Raw genomic sequence first — 17,560 nt, forward strand, 5'->3', positions numbered from 1 at the left:
ACAGACCTACGAGACCTGCAAGGAGTACGCCGTGGAGACCGCAACCCGAGCGCAGCGCCGAGTGCCCCGGCCGCGCGCCGACGCCCTGCGCAACCGGGAGCGGATCGTCGTCGCCGCCCAGGAGATGTTCATCGAGTTCGGCCCCGAGGTGCCGTTCGACGAGATCGCCCGCCGGGCCGGCGTCGGCAACGCCACGGTGTACCGCAACTTCCCCGACCGCGACGCACTGGTCCGGGAGGTCGTCTGCACGGTCATGGACCGTACGGCCGAGCAGGCCGAGCTGGCGCTCGCCGAGAACGCCGACGTGTTCGAGGCGCTGAGCCGCTTCGTGCACGCCTGTGTCGACGAGCGGTTCGGTGCCCTGTGCCCGATGCTCTCCGGCAACTTCGACCAGAACCACCCGGATCTGCGTGCCTCACGCGACCGGATCGAGGCCCTGGTCGAGGGAATGATGGAGCGCGCCCGCGTGGCAGGCCAACTGCGTACCGACGTCGCCGTCGGAGACCTGATGGTCGCCGTCACCCAGCTCACCCGACCGCTGCCCGGCACGGCATGCCAGGGCTTCGACCGCTTCGTACACCGTCACCTCCAGCTGTTCCTGGACGGACTGCGGGCCCCGGCCCGCTCCGAACTGCCGGGTACGGCCGCGACCATGGAGGGACTGCGACGAGCGTGATCGGACAGTGCGGGTGACGACCTGACCGGTTAGTCCCGCGCACAGCACCAGTCATCACCGGACAACACTGAACATCACTGGCCAACGCTGACCGTCACCGGCCACCACCGGCCACCACCGGTCATCAACAGTCAGTACCGGTCTTCGCCGGCCCAACGCTTCCGGCCGTCGCCACAGCCGTCGACGAGCCGTCCCCATCAGTTCGCTTACTCATCACTCATCGTTCTTTTCGCTACGAAGTCCCGGAGTGGGTACTCCCATGTCTGAAACAGCAAAGTCGACAGCAATGTCCGACACCGACGAAGCGCATTCCAACCGCTGGAAAGCGCTCTCCTTCATCGCGCTCGCCCAGCTGATGGTCGTCCTCGACGCCACCATCGTGAACATCGCGCTGCCCTCCGCCCAGCAGGACCTGGGGATCTCGGACGGCAACCGGCAGTGGGTCATCACGGCCTACGCCCTCGCCTTCGGTGGTCTGCTGCTCTTCGGCGGTCGTATCGCCGACCTGTGGGGCCGCAAGCGCACCTTTGTCACCGGCCTGATCGGCTTCGCCGGCGCCTCCGCACTGGGCGGCGCGGCCACCACCGAGGCGATGATGCTCGGCGCCCGCGCCCTGCAGGGTGCCTTCGGCGCGCTGCTCGCGCCCGCCGCGCTCTCCCTGCTCGCGGTGATGTTCACCGACGCCAAGGAGCGCGCCAAGGCGTTCGGCATCTACGGTGCGATCGCCGGTGGCGGTGGCGCCGTCGGCTTCATCCTCGGCGGTGTCCTCACCGAGTACATGGACTGGCGCTGGACGTTCTTCGTGAACATCCCGTTCGCGATCATCGCCGCCGCGGGCGCTTACTTCGTCATCCGTGAGCCGGCCGGCGGCCGCAACCGCTCGCCGCTCGACATCCCCGGCGTGATCCTGTCCATCCTCGGCCTGGTCACGCTCGTCTACGCCTTCACCCGCGCCGAGTCCGACGGCTGGGGCGACTCCGTGACCGTCGGCCTGTTCGTCGCGTCCGCCGTCCTGCTGGCCGCGTTCGTCTTCACCGAGTCCAAGGTCAAGGCCCCGCTGCTCCCGCTGCGCGTGCTCACCGAGCGCAACCGCGGTGGCGTCTACCTCTCCCTCGGCCTCGCCATCATCGCGATGTTCGGCCTGTTCCTCTTCCTGACCTACTACCTGCAGATCGTGAAGGGCTTCTCGCCGGTGAAGACCGGCTTCGCCTTCCTGCCGATGATCGGCGGAATGATCGTCGGTTCCACGCAGATCGGTACCCGACTGATGACCCGGGTCCCGCCGCGCCTGCTGATGGCGCCGGGCTTCCTGGTCGCCGCGTCCGGCATGCTCTTCCTCACCCAGCTGGACCTCGACACGTCGTACGCCAGCACCGTGCTGCCGGCGATGGTCCTGCTCGGCCTCGGTATGGGTACCGCGTTCATGCCCGCCATGTCGCTCGCCACCTACGGTGTCGAGCCGCGTGACGCCGGTGTCGCCTCCGCGATGGTCAACACCTCGCAGCAGGTCGGCGGCGCGATCGGCACGGCGCTCCTCAACACGATCGCCGCGTCCGCGACCACGTCGTACATCAAGGACCACATCGGGTCCGCCACCTCGCAGTCCCAGCAGCAGCTGGTCCAGCTCCAGGGCCAGGTGCACGGCTACACCAACGCGATCTGGTTCGCCGTCGGCATCCTCGTGGTCGCCGCGACGGTCGCCGCGACCTTCATCAACACCGGTCGCCCGGACATGTCCGCGACCTCCGGTTCGGGTGCGGGCGAGGACGCCGAGGACGAGTTCAGGGTTCCGGTGGTCGCCCACTGACGCCGGCCGCTCGTACCCCGTAGTACCCCGGGTACCTCGTACTGCGCGTACGGACGAGGGGTGGGGACGCCTTGTCCGTACGAATCCCAGAGTCCGCCCCGGTTCCGAACGCAACGGAGCCGGGGCGGACCCGCGTCCGGACCCGGCTACGGCTCATGTTCCTGCCCGGGCGAGGGCCAGGGTGAGGGCTACGGCTGCCGCTACGGCTCATGCTCCTGCTGCGGCTCCGAACGGCCCCCCTAGCGCAGCCAGGGCAGGTCGGCGCCCGCGTCCGTCGGCTGGAGCCCCTCGGCGATGATCCTCATGGCCTCGCCGAGGGACTTCTGCTGGTCGGGGGAGAGCCGGTCGAAGAGGGCCTGCCGTACGGCGGCGACGTGGCCCGGCGCGGTCCGGCTCAGGACGTCGTAGCCGTCGTCCGTCAGGACCGCGAACTGGCCGCGCTTGTCGGAGGGGCAGTCCTCGCGCCGCACCCAGCCGTTCTTTTCCAGGCGGGCCACCGCGTGGGAGAGCCGGGACCGGGTGATCTTCGCGCTCATGGCCAGCTCGGTCATCCGCAGCCGCCTGTGCGGCGCCTCGGCAAGCTGTACGAGCAGGCCGTAGTAGACGTGCGGCATGCCCGCGTCGCGCTGGAGCTGGCGGTCGAGATGGTCCTCGAGGAGCGTGGAGGCGTGCATGTAGGCACGCCAGGTGCGCTGTTCCTCGTCGCTGAGCCAACGCGTCTCTTGAGCGGATGCCGTGTTCATGGACTCCACTGTACGAGCCCTTTCTTGAAAATTAAACAAATGGGGACTATGGTCAGGTGTTGATATTGAGAGTTCAAGTATCGAGTTCGAAGTATCGAGGATGCCCGTCCAGTGCGCGCCCGTTCCCGCCATCGAACCCGTCCTGAGGGAGTCGCCGTCATGCCCGCCGCCACGTCTGTCACCGCCGAAGAGCGTGCCCCGCGGGAGCGCATGCCCGCCCTCTACCTCAGTCATGGTGCCCCGCCGCTCGCCGAGGACCCGGTATGGCCCGGCCAGCTCGCCGCCTGGTCCGCCGACCTGCCGCGCCCCAAGGCGATCCTGATGGTCTCCGCCCACTGGGAAGAGGCTCCCCTCGCCCTCGGCGCCGTCGAGACGGTCCCCCTGGTGTACGACTTCTGGGGCTTCCCCCAGCACTTCTACCAGGTGCGCTACGAGGCTCCGGGCGCCCCGGAACTCGCCGAGTCCGTCCGGAAGCTGCTGCGCGCGCCCGGCATCCCGGTGCAGGACATCCCGGACCGCGGACTGGACCACGGCGCGTACGTGCCGCTGGTGGAGATGTTCCCCGAGGCCGACATCCCGGTCCTCCAGATCTCCATGCCGACCCTCGACCCGGTCCGGCTGATGGAGATCGGCCGGAAGCTGGCACCGCTGCGTGACGAGGGCGTGCTGATCGTGGGCTCCGGCTTCTTCACCCACAACCTCGCCGCCCTGCGGCACACCGGCGGCGGCGTGCCGTCGTGGTCGAGCGAGTTCGACGACTGGGGTCACCGCGCGCTGGACGCCGGTGACGTGGACGCGCTGCTCGACTTCGAGCGCAAGTCCCCGGCGGGCCGGCTCGCCCACCCGCGCACCGAGCACTTCGCGCCCCTCTTCGTCACCATGGGCGCGGCGGACGCGGCCGGTGAGCTGGACGGGCAGAAGTCCGTGATCGACGGGTTCTGGCTCGGGATGGCTAAGCGATCGGTGCAGTTCGGCTGAGGACGGGTGGGCCCGAGGAGGTCACGGGGTCCGTCACAGCTCCTTCTCGTACCAGGCCACGTCCCAGTACCGGCCGAACTTGCGACCCACCTCCCGGTAGGTGCCGACATGCTGGAAGCCGAAGCGTTCGTGCAGCCGCACGGACGCTTCGTTCGGCTGTGCGACGCCCGCGTAGGCGCGGTGCACGTCCTCGCCCGCCAGGGCCGCGAAGAGAGCCTTGTAGAGAAGTGTGCCGATACCGCGGCCGGCCGCGCCGGGGGCGAGGTAGACGGTGACCTCGACCGAGGTGGCGTACGCCGGCTTCGCGCGGAACGCGCTGCTCGTGGCGTACCCGTGAATCGCCTGTGAGTTCGCGTCGCTGGCAACCATCAGGCGGTGCGGTCCGTCTTCAGGGTGGGAGAGCAGCCACGGGCGACGCTCTTCCGACGTGAAGACAGCGGTATCGAATGTGATGGGCGTCTCACGTACGTAGTGGTTGTAGATGGCCGTGAGGGCATCGAGATCGGCCTCTTTCCCTGGCCTGACCTGCACTTCTGTACGTTCTGACATCATCTGGTCCCTCTCTGTGGCGGGACAGGGTACTGCATGATCAGAAAAATCGAGGGGCGGGTTGGGAATTCTGTCCGGATTCCAGTCGTTGTTTCCATCGGATGCAGGGCACCCGGGAAGGTGAGCCCAAAGTGTCCGGACCGACCCGCAAGCCCACCATCGCAAGGGAGCACGCATGGCAACCCGTGCCGTCGCCCGTCGTCAGTCCGCCTCCGGCGAGACCAGCGTCGCGGCACGCAGTGTTCGCGTCGTAGGCGGCGAGATCGCCGACCGCGACCTGGTCGGCATGTACCTCGACGAGATCGCGCGTACACCGCTGCTCGACGCCGCCAAGGAAGTCGAGCTGTCCCAGATCATCGAGGCGGGTGTGTTCGCCCGGCAGATCCTCGAAGGCGAGGAGCAGGCCGAGGCCGACGCGTCCCGCGAGGAGCTGGAGGCGCTCGTCGCCGATGGCGAGCGGGCCAAGGACGTCTTCATCCGCTCGAACCTGCGCCTCGTCGTCGCCGTGGCCCGGCGCTATCCGCGCAGCGGCCTGCCCCTGCTCGACCTCATACAGGAGGGCAACGCGGGCCTGGTGCGCGCGGTCGAGAAGTTCGACTACCGCAAGGGCTTCAAGTTCTCCACGTACGCCACGTGGTGGATCCGCCAGGCCATCACCCGCTCCATAGCGGACCAGTCGCGCACGATCCGCCTCCCCGTCCACCTGGTCGAGGAGCTCGGCCGGATCCGGCGCGTGCAGCGCGAGTTCAACCGCGAGCACGGTCGGGAGCCGGAGCACGCCGAGATCGCCACCGAGCTCGCCTCGACACCGGAGCGCGTCTCCGACGTCCTGGACTGGGCCCGCGACCCGGTCTCGCTGAACATGGCGGTGGACGACAACGGAGACACCCAGTTCGGTGACCTCCTGGAGGACACCTCCGCGGTCTCTCCGGAGCAGTCGGTGATGACGCTGCTGCGCAGCGAGGAGCTGGACGACCTGATCGGCCGCCTCGACCAGCGCACGGCCTCCATCATCAAGATGCGGTACGGCATCGAGGACGGCCGGGAGCGCACGCTCACCGAGGTCGGCAAGGAACACGGCCTCACCCGCGAGCGGATCCGCCAGATCGAGAAGCACGCACTGCTCGAACTGAAGAAGCTCGCACGCGACACGGGCTTCGACGCGGTCGCGTAAGGCGTACGGTGAGGTGGAGGATGGTCCAGGTGGACCTTCCTCCACGCGGTCCGGTGCCTTGCCGGCGCGGTCCGCTCTTCGGAACCGATAGATGTCGGCCACAAGCTGACCGGAGATGGCCATCTAAGGCCGCTTCAAGTGACTGAGCTCTGGGAACAAGACTTCAGGACCCAGGGTTAGGCCTCCGGGTCCCGGGCAAACGCCCTTGACCCCCTAAGCCGAGTCCCGACGCACTCCCCCCCCGCGCCGGGACTCTTCCAGAGCCGAGCTTCGACGCCTCCCCCCCCTGGCGTCGGGGCTCGGCTCCATTTACGGGGTGGATGGCGGGGGCGAGAGCGGCGGACGGCCCGGGTGGCTCGCGCGTGGAAGGCGGTCTCCGGGCAGGTCGTTTGACGGGCCACCCCGAACCTGAACCCCGGGGTGACCCGAATGGCAGATTGTGCCACAGGGGCATAACCTGCCGTTCGTGACCGGTACCGAACGTGTGGCCCGGGCCTCGTCGCAGGCGGCGGCCTCGGTGGATCCGGTGGATTCGGCGTCCGCGGGTTCCGGCGGACGGATGTCCACGGATACTCCGGCCGCTCGCCCGAGTGCCGCTACCTCCGCTTCTTCCTCGGCTTCCGAGGCGGAGGAAGCCGACAGCGGGGACCCGGCCTCCGCCGGGCCGGAGTCTCCGGAGCCGATGTCCTACGGGCCGGTGTCCGCCGGGCATCGGGCTCCCGCTTCGGCCGGCCGGTCGCCGGGCCAGGCGCCCGGCGACCGTGCCGCCGCCCCGAGCTCCTCGTCCGACGGGCAGGTTCGCCCCTCGCTGATCGAGCGGCGCAAGGCCGCCACCCGTATGGAGATCGCCCGGGCCGCCGCGGGCCTCTTCATGCGCAAGGGCCTGCGCGCCACCCGCGCCGAGGACATCGCCCGCGCCGCCGGTATCGCCCCGCGCACCTTCTACCGCTACTTCGCGAGCAAGGAGGAATCCCTCGGTCCCCTCTTCGCCGCCGGTGCCCAGAAATGGGCCGAAACGGTCCGCGACGCCCCGGCCCACCTGAGCGTCGCCGAGGCACTCCGTCACGGGGTCGTCCAGACGATGACGCCCGGCGTCGGGGTGCGCCCGGAGTCCCTCCAGTGGGTCCGCTCCCTGCTCCGGCTGGCCGAAGGGAGCCCCGCCCTGCTGAGAGTGTGGGGCGAGGCATGCCACACGGCGGAACGGACGCTGGCGGAGGTGCTGGCGGCGCGGAACCCGACCGCGCCGGAAGCGGTGGTCCACCCCGCGGATGCGGATGCGGATGCGCCCGGCGCCCGGCCGTCCGACGTACCCCCGCCCCTCTCTCCCGGACTCCGGCTCAGCGCCGCCGTGGCCAGCGCGGCGGTGCGCCTCGCGGTGGAGGCCTGGGCCGCCGGCGACGACCCGGCGGACGGACCCGCCGGACCCGTCGCGCTCGCGGTCCGCAACCTCGACACCCTTCACGACTTCCCGTGGCACACCCAGTGACCGACCATCCGGCCGACCGCGGAGATCTGACCGAGGCGACCTGACCGCGGAGATCTGACCGAGGCGACCTGGTCGCGGCGAACTGGCCGCGCTACCGAGCCGCGCCCGGTAGCACGCACGCGCCGCGAGCCCCCGACACCCTGGCGGGTCCCGTCCGCTCCCACGCGGCCGGATCCCCGTTCGCCCCGTCGGGCCCCGCTCGCTCCCAGGCGGCCCGATGCCCGTACGCCCCGGCGAGTCTCATGCGGCTCGCTCCCGATCGGCCGGATCCCCGTACCCCCGGCAAGTCCCGTCCGCCCCTCCCGGCCCGATGCCCGCCCGCCCGGGGTGATCCCTAGCCCCCTGCTGAGCTCAGCCCCCCCCGGCTCAGCTCAGCCCTCTGCCCCGCCCTCCGACACCCCGCTCGCCCCACGTGTCAGCCGTGCCCCCAACTCCCGTACGCACCGGACAAGTTCCGTCGGCGCCCGCACCGTGAACTCGCAGTCGACCATCGCGAGCCGCACCGCCAGCCACTCGACGGCGTCGCCCGCGGAGGAACGCAGCCGGCAGCTGTGGTCGTCGACCGGCTCGGGTACTCCGAGCCAGGCGGGCAGCCGGGTGGCGACGAACGCGGCGGGTGCGGCGAAGGTGACGTCGAACTCGTACGTCTGCCGGCGCCGGTACATCGACTGCCGGAGGAACTCCGCCGCGCTCCCCGTCGGCAACTCGCGCGGGGTGAAGCGCGCCCCGGTGGCGAGGGGCTCGGCGACCCGGTCGACGCGGAACGTGCGCCAGTCCTCGCGGTCGAGGTCGTACGCGACGAGGTACCAGCGGCGGCCGGTGGAGACGAGCCGGTACGGCTCGGTCAGCCGTCGCGACGGTGTCCCGTCCTTGGCGCGGTACGCGAACCGCAGCCGCTCCCGGCCGGCCACGGTCGAGGCCATCACCGTCAGCGTCTCGGGCGCGATACTCGCCCCGTCGCCGCTGGTGAGCGGGGTGGTCGCCGCCTGCAACGTGGACACCCGGTGCCGCAGCCGCGACGGCAGCACCTGTTCCAGCTTGGCGAGGGCCCGTACGGAGGCCTCCTCCACGCCCTCCACCGCGTGCCCGGCGCCCGCCCGCAGCCCCACCGCGATCGCCACCGCCTCCTCGTCGTCGAGCACGAGGGGCGGCATCGCCTTGCCCGCCACGAGCCGGTATCCGCCGTCGGAGCCCTTGGTGGCCTGCACCGGATAGCCCAGTTCCCGGAGCCGGTCGATGTCCCGCCTGACGGTACGACGGGACACCCCGAGCCGGTCCGACAGCTCACCGCCGGGCCACTCGCGGGGTGTCTGGAGGAGGGAGAGGAGCTGGAGGAGCCGGGCCGGCGTGTCCGTGGTCATGTCCGATCCCCCGTCGTCACGTGGTCGCTTCCGTCGTCATGCTTCCCAGAGTGCCGCACCACTAGGACACGATCTGACCTAATGGGGTCCTAGCTTTAGCCCATGACCTCCACCGAGACCACTCCCAACAGTCCGGCCCCTGTGGCCGACCGGCGCCGCTGGTTCGCACTCGCGATCGTGATGACCGCGGCCTTCATGGACCTCGTCGACGTCACGATCGTCAACATCGCGATCCCGTCCATCCAGCGGGAGGCGGGCGCCTCGGTCAGCCAGATCCAGTGGATCACGGCGGGTTACGCACTGGCCTTCGCCGCCGGACTCATCACCGGCGGACGTCTCGGCGACATCCACGGCCGTAAGCGGCTCTTCCTGGTCGGCATAGGCGGATTCACGATCGCATCGGCCCTGTGCGGCTTCGCCGCGAACCCGGAGATGCTCGTCGCCTCCCGCCTCCTCCAGGGCGCGATGGCCGCGCTGATGGTGCCGCAGGTCCTGTCGATCGTGCACGCGACCTTCCCGGCGCACGAGCGAGGGAAGGTGTTCGGGCTGTTCGGCGCGATCGTGGGACTGGGCGCCGTGTCCGGCCCGCTGCTCGGCGCCCTGCTCACCGAGTGGAACCTGTTCGGCCTCGAATGGCGGCCGATCTTCCTCATCAACCTTCCGGTCGGCATCGCGGGCCTGATCCTGGGCCGCCGCTTCATCACCGAGTCCAAGGCCCCGCGGGCCCTCAAGCTCGACCTCGTCGGCGTCGCCCTCGTCGCGCTCGGCCTGGTGATGCTGCTCTACCCGCTGACGCGCGGCCGTGAGCTGGGCTGGCCGCTGTGGGGTTACGCGTCGATGGCCGGCGCGCTGGTCGTCTTCGTGGCGCTGGTGGCGTACGAGAAGCGCAAGACGCGGATCGACGGTTCACCGCTCATCGAGCTCTCCCTCTTCAAGGTGAAGAGTTTCGCGGCGGGCATCGCCGTGCAGACCGTCTTCGGTGTCGGTCTCGGCATCTTCTTCCTGGTCTGGACGCTCTACATGCAGATCGGTCTGGGGTGGAGCGCGCTGCGGGCCGGCCTGACCGGGGTGCCGTTCTCGATCGCGGTGTCGGCGGCGGCCGGGATGTCGGTGCAACTGCTCGTCCCGCGCTTCGGGCGCAAGGTGCTCCAGGCGGGCGCGCTGACCATGGCCGCGGGCGTGCTCCTCTACATCTGGGAGTCCGAGCGCTACGGCATGGACATCGCCTCCTGGCAGATGGCGCTTCCCCTGGTGGTCATGGGCGTCGGCATGGGCTTCATCGTGGCGCCGCTCACGGACGCCGTGCTGTCCGAGGTGCCGCGCGAGCACGCAGGTTCGGCGTCCGGACTCATCAACACCGTGCAGCAGATGGGCAACGCGCTGGGTCTCGGCCTGGTGTCCGTCGTCTTCTTCGGCACGATGGGGGACCGGCTGACCCCGGCCGAGGTGGGCCCGGCCTTCGTGAACGCCTTCCAGCACGCGCTGGGCTGGGTCGCCGCGGTGATGACGGCCATCTTCCTGCTGATGTTCGCGCTGCCGAAGCGGCCCGCGCAGCATGTGGAAGGCACGGAGGACGCGGACGCCGCGTCGTCCGCCGGCATGGAGAAGGAGGCCGAGCTCGTTTCGTGAGCGAGGACTGGAGGACTGAAGGGGCCCGACACCTCAGGTGTCGGGCCCTTTTGGGTTGCCCTCGGCAACTGAAGTCCGTTCACGCCCGGATCATGCCCGAACCTGTTTACTTTCTGGAAACCCGGGCGTAGCCTCCGATTGAAACCACAAATTCGGGCATCAGTCGGAGGCGAACGGACATGTACGCACCGGAGCGGCAGCAGGAGATCCTCCGGCTCGCCCGTGACGGCGGCCGGGTGGACGTGGTGTCACTCGCCGAGGAGTTCCAGGTCACCGCGGAGACCATCCGCCGCGACCTGAAGACCCTGGACCGCGCCGGTCTCGTACGCCGGGTGCACGGCGGCGCGATACCGGCCGGGCGCCTGGACTTCGAGCCCGACCTCGCCGAGCGCGAGTACACGGCGGCCGACGAGAAGGACCGCGTCGCCCAGGCCGCCGTCGCCGAACTCCCGCACGACGGCACGGTGATCCTGGACGCCGGATCGACCATCGCCCGGCTCGCCGGAGCCGTCCCGCTGGAGGCGACCCTCACCGTCGTCACCCACAGCCTGCCGATCGCCGCCCGCCTCGCGGACCACCCCGGCATCCAACTCCACCTCGTCGGAGGGCGAGTACGGCACCGTACGCGCGCCGCCGTGGACGCCTGGGCGCTCCGCGCCTACAGCGAGATCCGCGCCGACGTCCTCTTCGTCGCGGCCAACGGCTTCTCCGTCCCGTACGGACTCACCACCCCCGACCTCGCCGAGGCCGCCGTCAAACGCGCGACCATGCGCGCCGCGCGCCGCGTCGTGCTGCTCGCGGACTCCTCCAAACACGGCCAGGAGCACTTCGCCCGCTTCGGCGACCTGAGCGATGTGGACCTGCTGATCACCGACCGCGGGCTGAGCCCGGAAAACGCCGTCGCCATCGAACGCGGCGGCACCGAAGTGCTGTGCGTCTAGGGCGCCGCGCGGGCGTGAGCCGAGCGCCCGCATCCCGAGACGCCGTCTGTGAACAGCGGCAAGTGGCAAGCCACCGCTGTGTGCTGAGAAACGAGTGCGCATGATCCTCACCGTCACCCCCAACCCCTCCCTCGACCGTACGTACGAGGTCCCGTCGCTCGACCGCGGCGAGGTCATCCGGGCCACCGGCGAACGCATGGACCCGGGCGGCAAGGGCGTGAACGTCTCGCGCGCGGTCGCCGCCGCCGGACAGCGCACCATCGCCGTACTGCCCCTGGGCGGCGCGCCCGGCGCGCTCGTCGCCGACCTGCTCGACGCCCAGGGCATATCGGTCGCACCGGTCCCGATCGCCGGCGCCACCCGCTCGAACATCTCGGTCGCCGAACCCGACGGCACCCTGACGAAGATCAACGCCCCCGGCCCCGAACTCTCCGCCACCGAGGCCGAACTCCTCCTGGAGACCGTCCGCGCCCAGTACCGCTCCGGCGAAACCCACTGGATCACCTGCTGCGGCAGCCTGCCGCGCGGACTCGCACCTTCCTGGTACGCCGACCTCGTCGCCCGGGCACACGCCGCGGGCGCCCGGATCGCGCTGGACACCTCAGGACCGGCGCTGCTCGCGGCCCTGCGCGAGCGGCCCGACGTGGTGAAGCCGAACGCCGAGGAACTCGCGGAAGCCGTCGGACGCCCCCTCGCCACGGTGGGCGACGCGGTCAAGGCGGCCGAGGAGTTGCGCGAGCTGGGCGCCCGCGCCGTGCTCGCGAGCCTGGGCGCCGACGGCCAGTTGCTCGTGGACGACGCGGGCGCCTGGTTCGCGAGCGCACGAGTGGACAGCGTACGCAGCAACGTGGGCGCCGGTGACTCCTCACTCGCCGGGTTCCTGATCGCCGGCGGCAGCGGCCCGAAGGCGTTGGCCTCCGCCGTCGCCCATGGCGCCGCGGCCGTCCAACTCCCCGGCAGCGTGATGCCGGGCCCGGCCGACCTCGACCCCTCCGCCGTGACGGTCACCTCGCAGATCCCGACGGATCGCGTACTGACGGAGCCGGTGTCATGACCGGGCGTGGTGCGGGGCGCTGTGCTGGGCGCGGTGCCGGGCGGCCCGTACGGTCGGCCGGTCCTCGATCCGGCCGGGGGCGCGCCCTTGCCGACCGCCTTGCAGGCTGCCTTGCCGGTCTCGGGGCCGGCGGCCCGGAACCGCCTGGACCTCCCGAACCCTCTGATTCGCCTGGTCGGCTTGGTCCGCCTGGTCCTTCCGGGTCCCCCGAACCTCTCGGACCTCCTGGGCCCTCTGGATCTTCCCGGCCCCCCGAACCTCCTGAACCGGCCCTGAAGCGGCGAGGTCTCCCCTTCCTCGCCGCGGCCATACGGCGGCGGGGCTTGCCCGGTCCCGTCGCCGAGGGGAGGCGGGACCTGCCCGGTCCCGCCTCCGCCACCCGTCCGGCACCTCGCTTCACCCCCGTCACCACTCCCGTACCCACCCCCGTCACCACTCCCGTCCCCATCCCCGTACTCACCCTCACCCCCGCCCCCGCCCACGACTTCCCCCGGGCGATACGCGTGCGAAGGAGCCCGCGATGAGCGAGATGATCACCGCGGACCTGGTCGATCTCGACCTGTCCGCCGATACGAAGGAAGCGGCGGCCCGAGCCCTCGCCGAACGCATGGTGGCCCTGGGCCGGGTGACCGACCTCGACGGCTTCCTCGCCGACGTGGCCGCCCGCGAGGCCCAGATGCCCACCGGCCTCGACGGCGGCATCGGCATCCCGCACTGCCGGAGCGAACACGTCACCGAACCGACCCTCGCCTTCGGGCGCAGCGCGGCCGGGGTCGACTTCGGCGCACCGGACGGACCAGCCGACCTGATCTTCCTGATCGCCGCCCCGGCGGGCGCCGACGACGCCCACCTCACGATCCTGTCGTCCCTGGCCCGGCACCTGATGAACACCGAGTTCACCACCGCCCTGCGGTCCGTGGACGACGCGGCGGCAGCGGCCGCGCTCATCCGCGGCGACGAACCCGCCGCGGCCGCCGCCTCCGGTGACTCCGCCGCCTCCCATGACTCCGTGGCGGAGTCGAACGCGGCGGCCTCCGCCGGCACCGCCACGGACAGCGTGGCCCCGGCACCGGGTGCGACCGTCGACGACGGACCCGCCCCGGCGCCGGGCGCCACCGACAGCCCGGACACCTCCCACAGCCCGGACACCTCCGGCGAGCGACCGTTCCGTATCGTCGCCGTCACCTCCTGCCCCACCGGCATCGCGCACACCTACATGGCGGCCGAGTCGCTGGAGAACGCGGGACGCGAGAGCGGCGTCGAACTCGTCGTCGAGACACAGGGCTCGGCCGGCTTCACCCGGCTCGACCCGGCGGTCATCGCGGCGGCGGACGGTGTGATCTTCGCGCACGACGTGCCCGTACGCGACAAGGACCGCTTCGCCGGGAAGCCGACCGTCGACGTCGGCGTGAAGGCGGGCATCAACCGCCCCGCCGAGCTGATCTCCGAGGTCCGCGGCAAGGCCGGGCGCGGCGAGGTCTCCGCGGGCTCCGCGCCCGGTACGCCGGTGGAACGCGGCGGCGAATCCGGCGAGGGCTACGGCAGCAAGCTCCGCAAATGGCTGATGAGCGGCGTGAGTTACATGGTGCCGTTCGTCGCCGCGGGCGGTCTGCTGATCGCCCTCGGCTTTGCGATCGGCGGCTACGAGGTCAACAAGGCACCGTCCGTCATGGACCACTTCATGTGGCTGCAGGCGGACAGCTGGGGTGCGCTGTTCTTCCAGATCGGCGGCGTGGCCTTCGGCTTCCTCGTCCCGGTCCTCGCCGGCTACATCGCCTACGGCATGGCGGACCGGCCAGGTCTCGTCCCCGGATTCGTCGGCGGCGCCATCTCCCTCACCATCAACGCGGGCTTCCTCGGCGGTCTGGCCGCCGGTCTCATCGCCGGTGCCGTGGTGATCGCGATCCAGAAGGTCAACATCCCGAAGGCGCTGCGCGGCATCATGCCGGTGGTGGTGATCCCGCTGATCTCCGCGGCGATCGTCGGGTTCCTGATGTTCGTGGTCATCGGCAAACCCATCGCCTCCGCGCAGAAGGGCATGACCGACTGGCTCAACGGCCTCACCGGCACCAACGCCATCCTGCTGGGCACCCTGCTCGGCCTGATGATGTGCTTCGACCTTGGCGGCCCGGTCAACAAGGTCGCCTACACCTTCGCCACGGCGGGCATCGCGGTGGCGAGCCCCAGCGACTCGGCGATGAAGATCATGGCCGCGGTGATGGCGGCCGGAATGGTCCCGCCGCTCGCCATGGCCCTGGCCACCACCGTCCGCGGCAAGCTCTTCACCCAGACCGAGCGCGAGAACGGCAAGGCCGCCTGGGTCCTCGGCGCTTCCTTCATCTCGGAGGGCGCGATCCCGTTCGCCGCGGCGGACCCGCTGCGCGTCATCCCGTCGTCCATGGTGGGCGGCGCGGTCACCGGCGCCCTGTCGATGGCCTTCGGTGCCACCCTGCGCGCCCCGCACGGCGGCATCTTCGTGGTCCCGCTGATCGGCAACCCGTTCCTCTACCTGGTCGCCATCGCCGCGGGCGTCTGCGTCACCACCGCCCTGGTCGTCATCTTGAAGGGCATGCGCAAGCAGACCCCGGAGGGCACGGGTGCGGGTGCCGCCGGCGCTCCGATATCGGCGAGGACCGAGCGAAAGGAGCCGGTGGCGGCTGCCTGAACGGAGCCGGTGGCGGCTGCCTGGAACGCCGACCGCCTGCCCACTTGGGTGTCTGCCGGGTATCCGCGAACCGCTCGCCGCATCCGCCAGATCCGCAGGATATGTCACGGTCCGGGACGGAAGTCCCGGGCCGTGGCCGTTACGGGGGCGCGTGCCGAGCATGCGCCGCGCTGGCTACTGCTGCCCGCCACCCGCTGTTTTGTTCCCTGCCGACCGTTGCCGGCCGAGTCGACCGCTGCCGATTGGTGTCGGCCGAGTCGATCGCTGCCGGTTCGTGTCAGGCGAGCCGGGCCGCGCGCCGCTCCATCGCGTCGCGTGCCGCGTCCTCCGTGGCGTACACCTCGCACATGTGCCGCCGGTCCGGCGTCGCCGTGTGCTCGACCTCCCAGAGGGAGATCTCCTGCCCGTCACGCAGCAGGAACGCGTGCTCGTAGAGCGAGAAGGACATCCCTGGCCGGCCCGTGCGGCAGGGGCGGCCGAAGGCCTGGGTGATCTGGTGCGCGAAGGCCTCGCGCATCAGCAGGCTCCCGATCCCGGCCGTCGGCCGGTCCGGGTTCTCCGCCCGGCGCAGCAACCGCCGCGCGTGATCCGCCGAGTCATCGGGCACGTACTCGTGCCGCGGCTCGGGAAACGGCGTCAGATGCACGAGTACCGCCAGTTCGAAATCCGGTGTGTCGACGGGTAACGGCAGCCGGCCCGTGGCGGCGAGCAACTCCTCGTCGTCGACGTACACCTCGTGCTGCGGATCGCTACCGGGCGCCGTGTTGTGCACGAGCTCCCACAGCGTGACCGCCGAGCCGTCGGCGAGCAGCCACGTGTGCCGGTATGTCTCGCGGTGCAGCCCCGCGCTGTGGTGCGCGGAGTGCAGCGAACTGTCGTGCGCCAGCGCACAGTCGAGCCGCCGTATCGTCTCGTCCGGCAGTTCGAAGGAGTTCAGGGCACGACCGAGGAGTCGCGCGAGATGCTCCTCCGGAGACTCGGGCGACTCGGGTGGTTCGTACGCTGCTGTCTCGTACGGAACGCTCAAGGTTTCTCCCGGCGTTGCTGCATGTCACCTTGTGGGTGCATACCGTAGCCCCTCGGTCGGACATCATGTCCGCGAACCGAGAAAACGTACGCCTGGAAAACGGGCAGGCCGCCCGGAAAGTTCCCGCGCGGCCCGTCCGATCGTCAAAAAGCCCTCGTCAGAAGGCACTTCACGCGGTCCACGCACTCCACGACATGTTCCAGCCGTTGAGCCCGTTGTCCGGCGCGACGGTCTTGTCGGGGGAGTTCTTGACGGTCACGACATCCCCGATGAGGGAGTTGTCGTAGAACCACTTGGCGCTCGTGTCCGCATTTGCGCCCTGCGCGTCGGCGAGTCCCACACAGCCGTGGCTGGTGCCCTCCCGACCGAAAGGCGGATTGCCCTTGTTGTACCAGTAGTTGCCGTGGATGAACGTCCCCGAACTCGTCAGCCGCATCGCGTGCGGCACATCCGGGATGTCGTACTCCCCGCCATAACCGACCGTCGACCCGTTCATCCGCGTCTGGACGAACTTCTCCGAGATCACCATCTGCCCGTTGTACGTGGTGTGCTCCGGGCTGCCGGCCGAGATCGGGACCTTCTTCAGGACCGTTCCGTCCCGCATGACCGTCATGGTCTGCGTGTTGACGTCGACCGTCGACACCTGCGAGCGCCCGATCGTGAAGGTGACGGTCTTCTTCTGCACCCCGTAGACGCCGTTCGCGCCCTCGACCCCGTCCAGATCGATCTTCATCGTGACCTTGGAACCGGCCTTCCAGTACTCCTCGGGCCGGAAGTCGAGCCGCTGCGCCCCGAACCAGTGCCCCTCCACCCGCTGGCCACTGCTGGAGGACACCGTGATGTGCGACCGCACGGCCTTCTTATCGCTGATCACCTTGTCGAAGTTGAAGGAGACCGGCATCCCGACCCCGACCGTGGTGCCGTTGTCGGGCGTGTACGTCCCGATGAAACTGTTGCCGGAAGTGACCGTGGTGAAAATGGAGTTGGCGGCCGCCGTGCGTCCGCTCGCATCCTTCGCCTCGGCCGATATCTGGTACTTCGTGCCACGCTCCAGCTGCTCCGCGGGCTTCCAGGACGTGCCGTCCGCGGATATCGCCCCGGCCACCGCCGCCCCGGTCCCGGACACCGTCATCCTCACATCGGTGAGCTTGCCGCCGCTGACCCGCACGCCGGTCGCGTTGATGGACGCGGCCGTCGAACCGTCCTTGGCCGAGATCGTGAGCTTCGCCGTCGACGTGTTGGCCGAACTCGCCCCGCTCCCACCGCCCTTGCTGCTCTTGCTGTCCGCCTTCGCGCTGCCACCGCAGCCGGTGAGGGTGAGGGCGCCGACCATCAGGGCGGCACAGGCCCCCAGTGCGCGCCGCGCTGTCATGTCCGGCGTTGCCACGGGCTGCTCCAGTTTCTCGTGATGCGCGTCATCCGCTCCAGTACGCCGAGAAAGAGCGAGCGGGGAGGAGGAGGGTTCCCTCA

General features: G+C 70.3%; 14 protein-coding genes. 9 read left to right on the forward strand and 5 right to left on the reverse strand.

Going from position 1 to position 17,560, the window contains the following annotated elements:
- Positions 1–31: 31 nt before the first annotated feature.
- Positions 32–676, forward strand: coding sequence for a TetR/AcrR family transcriptional regulator (locus tag ACIBLC_RS29895; protein ID WP_399214406.1), 645 nt, complete (start codon positions 32–34; stop codon positions 674–676).
- A 259-nt stretch (positions 677–935) separates the two neighbouring features.
- Positions 936–2,483 carry an MFS transporter gene (locus tag ACIBLC_RS29900; RefSeq protein ID WP_399214408.1) on the forward strand — a complete coding sequence of 516 codons (1,548 nt, stop codon included), beginning with the start codon at positions 936–938 and terminating at the stop codon, positions 2,481–2,483.
- Between the two features lie 239 nt (positions 2,484–2,722).
- Here ACIBLC_RS29900 and ACIBLC_RS29905 read toward each other — a convergent pair whose 3' ends face one another.
- Positions 2,723–3,226 (reverse strand): MarR family winged helix-turn-helix transcriptional regulator, encoded by a 504-nt coding sequence (locus ACIBLC_RS29905; protein ID WP_399214409.1) that lies wholly within the window; start codon positions 3,224–3,226, stop codon positions 2,723–2,725.
- Positions 3,227–3,385: 159 nt separating this feature from the next.
- Between ACIBLC_RS29905 and ACIBLC_RS29910 the strand changes: the two genes are divergently transcribed.
- Positions 3,386–4,204: a dioxygenase gene (locus ACIBLC_RS29910; protein ID WP_399214410.1), complete on the forward strand. Its 819-nt coding sequence runs from the start codon at positions 3,386–3,388 to the stop codon at positions 4,202–4,204.
- Positions 4,205–4,237: 33 nt separating this feature from the next.
- On the opposite strand, the gene ACIBLC_RS29915 is transcribed toward ACIBLC_RS29910, so the two are convergent.
- Positions 4,238–4,756: a GNAT family N-acetyltransferase gene (locus tag ACIBLC_RS29915; protein ID WP_399214411.1), complete on the reverse strand. Its 519-nt coding sequence runs from the start codon at positions 4,754–4,756 to the stop codon at positions 4,238–4,240.
- Positions 4,757–4,928: 172 nt separating this feature from the next.
- On the opposite strand from ACIBLC_RS29915, the gene ACIBLC_RS29920 reads away from it, so the two are divergent.
- Both ACIBLC_RS29920 and ACIBLC_RS29925 read left to right on the forward strand, forming a co-directional pair.
- The gene (locus ACIBLC_RS29920; protein WP_399214412.1) at positions 4,929–5,927 is read left to right on the forward strand and encodes an RNA polymerase sigma factor RpoD/SigA; all 999 of its coding nucleotides are present in this window, start codon (positions 4,929–4,931) and stop codon (positions 5,925–5,927) included.
- Between the two features lie 466 nt (positions 5,928–6,393).
- Positions 6,394–7,413, forward strand: coding sequence for a TetR/AcrR family transcriptional regulator (locus tag ACIBLC_RS29925; protein ID WP_399214413.1), 1,020 nt, complete (start codon positions 6,394–6,396; stop codon positions 7,411–7,413).
- A 371-nt stretch (positions 7,414–7,784) separates the two neighbouring features.
- On the opposite strand, the gene ACIBLC_RS29930 is transcribed toward ACIBLC_RS29925, so the two are convergent.
- The gene (locus ACIBLC_RS29930) at positions 7,785–8,774 is read right to left on the reverse strand and encodes a helix-turn-helix transcriptional regulator (protein ID WP_399214414.1); all 990 of its coding nucleotides are present in this window, start codon (positions 8,772–8,774) and stop codon (positions 7,785–7,787) included.
- 102 nt (positions 8,775–8,876) lie between these two features.
- Here ACIBLC_RS29930 and ACIBLC_RS29935 point away from each other — a divergent pair, with 102 nt between their 5' ends.
- From ACIBLC_RS29935 to ACIBLC_RS29950, 4 genes are all read left to right on the forward strand, one after another.
- Positions 8,877–10,403: an MFS transporter gene (locus tag ACIBLC_RS29935; RefSeq protein WP_399214415.1), complete on the forward strand. Its 1,527-nt coding sequence runs from the start codon at positions 8,877–8,879 to the stop codon at positions 10,401–10,403.
- A gap of 179 nt (positions 10,404–10,582) precedes the next feature.
- Positions 10,583–11,344 carry a DeoR/GlpR family DNA-binding transcription regulator gene (locus ACIBLC_RS29940; protein WP_399214416.1) on the forward strand — a complete coding sequence of 254 codons (762 nt, stop codon included), beginning with the start codon at positions 10,583–10,585 and terminating at the stop codon, positions 11,342–11,344.
- Positions 11,345–11,444: 100 nt separating this feature from the next.
- Positions 11,445–12,398 carry a 1-phosphofructokinase gene (gene pfkB, locus ACIBLC_RS29945; RefSeq protein ID WP_399214417.1) on the forward strand — a complete coding sequence of 318 codons (954 nt, stop codon included), beginning with the start codon at positions 11,445–11,447 and terminating at the stop codon, positions 12,396–12,398.
- Between the two features lie 520 nt (positions 12,399–12,918).
- Positions 12,919–15,063: a fructose-specific PTS transporter subunit EIIC gene (locus tag ACIBLC_RS29950; RefSeq protein WP_399214418.1), complete on the forward strand. Its 2,145-nt coding sequence runs from the start codon at positions 12,919–12,921 to the stop codon at positions 15,061–15,063.
- 277 nt (positions 15,064–15,340) lie between these two features.
- Here ACIBLC_RS29950 and ACIBLC_RS29955 read toward each other — a convergent pair whose 3' ends face one another.
- Together ACIBLC_RS29955 and ACIBLC_RS29960 are read right to left on the reverse strand one after the other, a co-directional pair.
- Positions 15,341–16,090, reverse strand: a complete 750-nt coding sequence (locus ACIBLC_RS29955) for a DUF6227 family protein (protein ID WP_399214420.1) — start codon at positions 16,088–16,090, stop codon at positions 15,341–15,343.
- 169 nt (positions 16,091–16,259) lie between these two features.
- Positions 16,260–17,477: an Ig-like domain-containing protein gene (locus ACIBLC_RS29960; protein WP_399214421.1), complete on the reverse strand. Its 1,218-nt coding sequence runs from the start codon at positions 17,475–17,477 to the stop codon at positions 16,260–16,262.
- Between the last annotated feature and the right edge of the window lie 83 nt (positions 17,478–17,560).

The sequence above is a fragment of the Streptomyces sp. NPDC050535 genome (assembly GCF_044457665.1).
Lineage (GTDB): Bacteria > Actinomycetota > Actinomycetes > Streptomycetales > Streptomycetaceae > Streptomyces.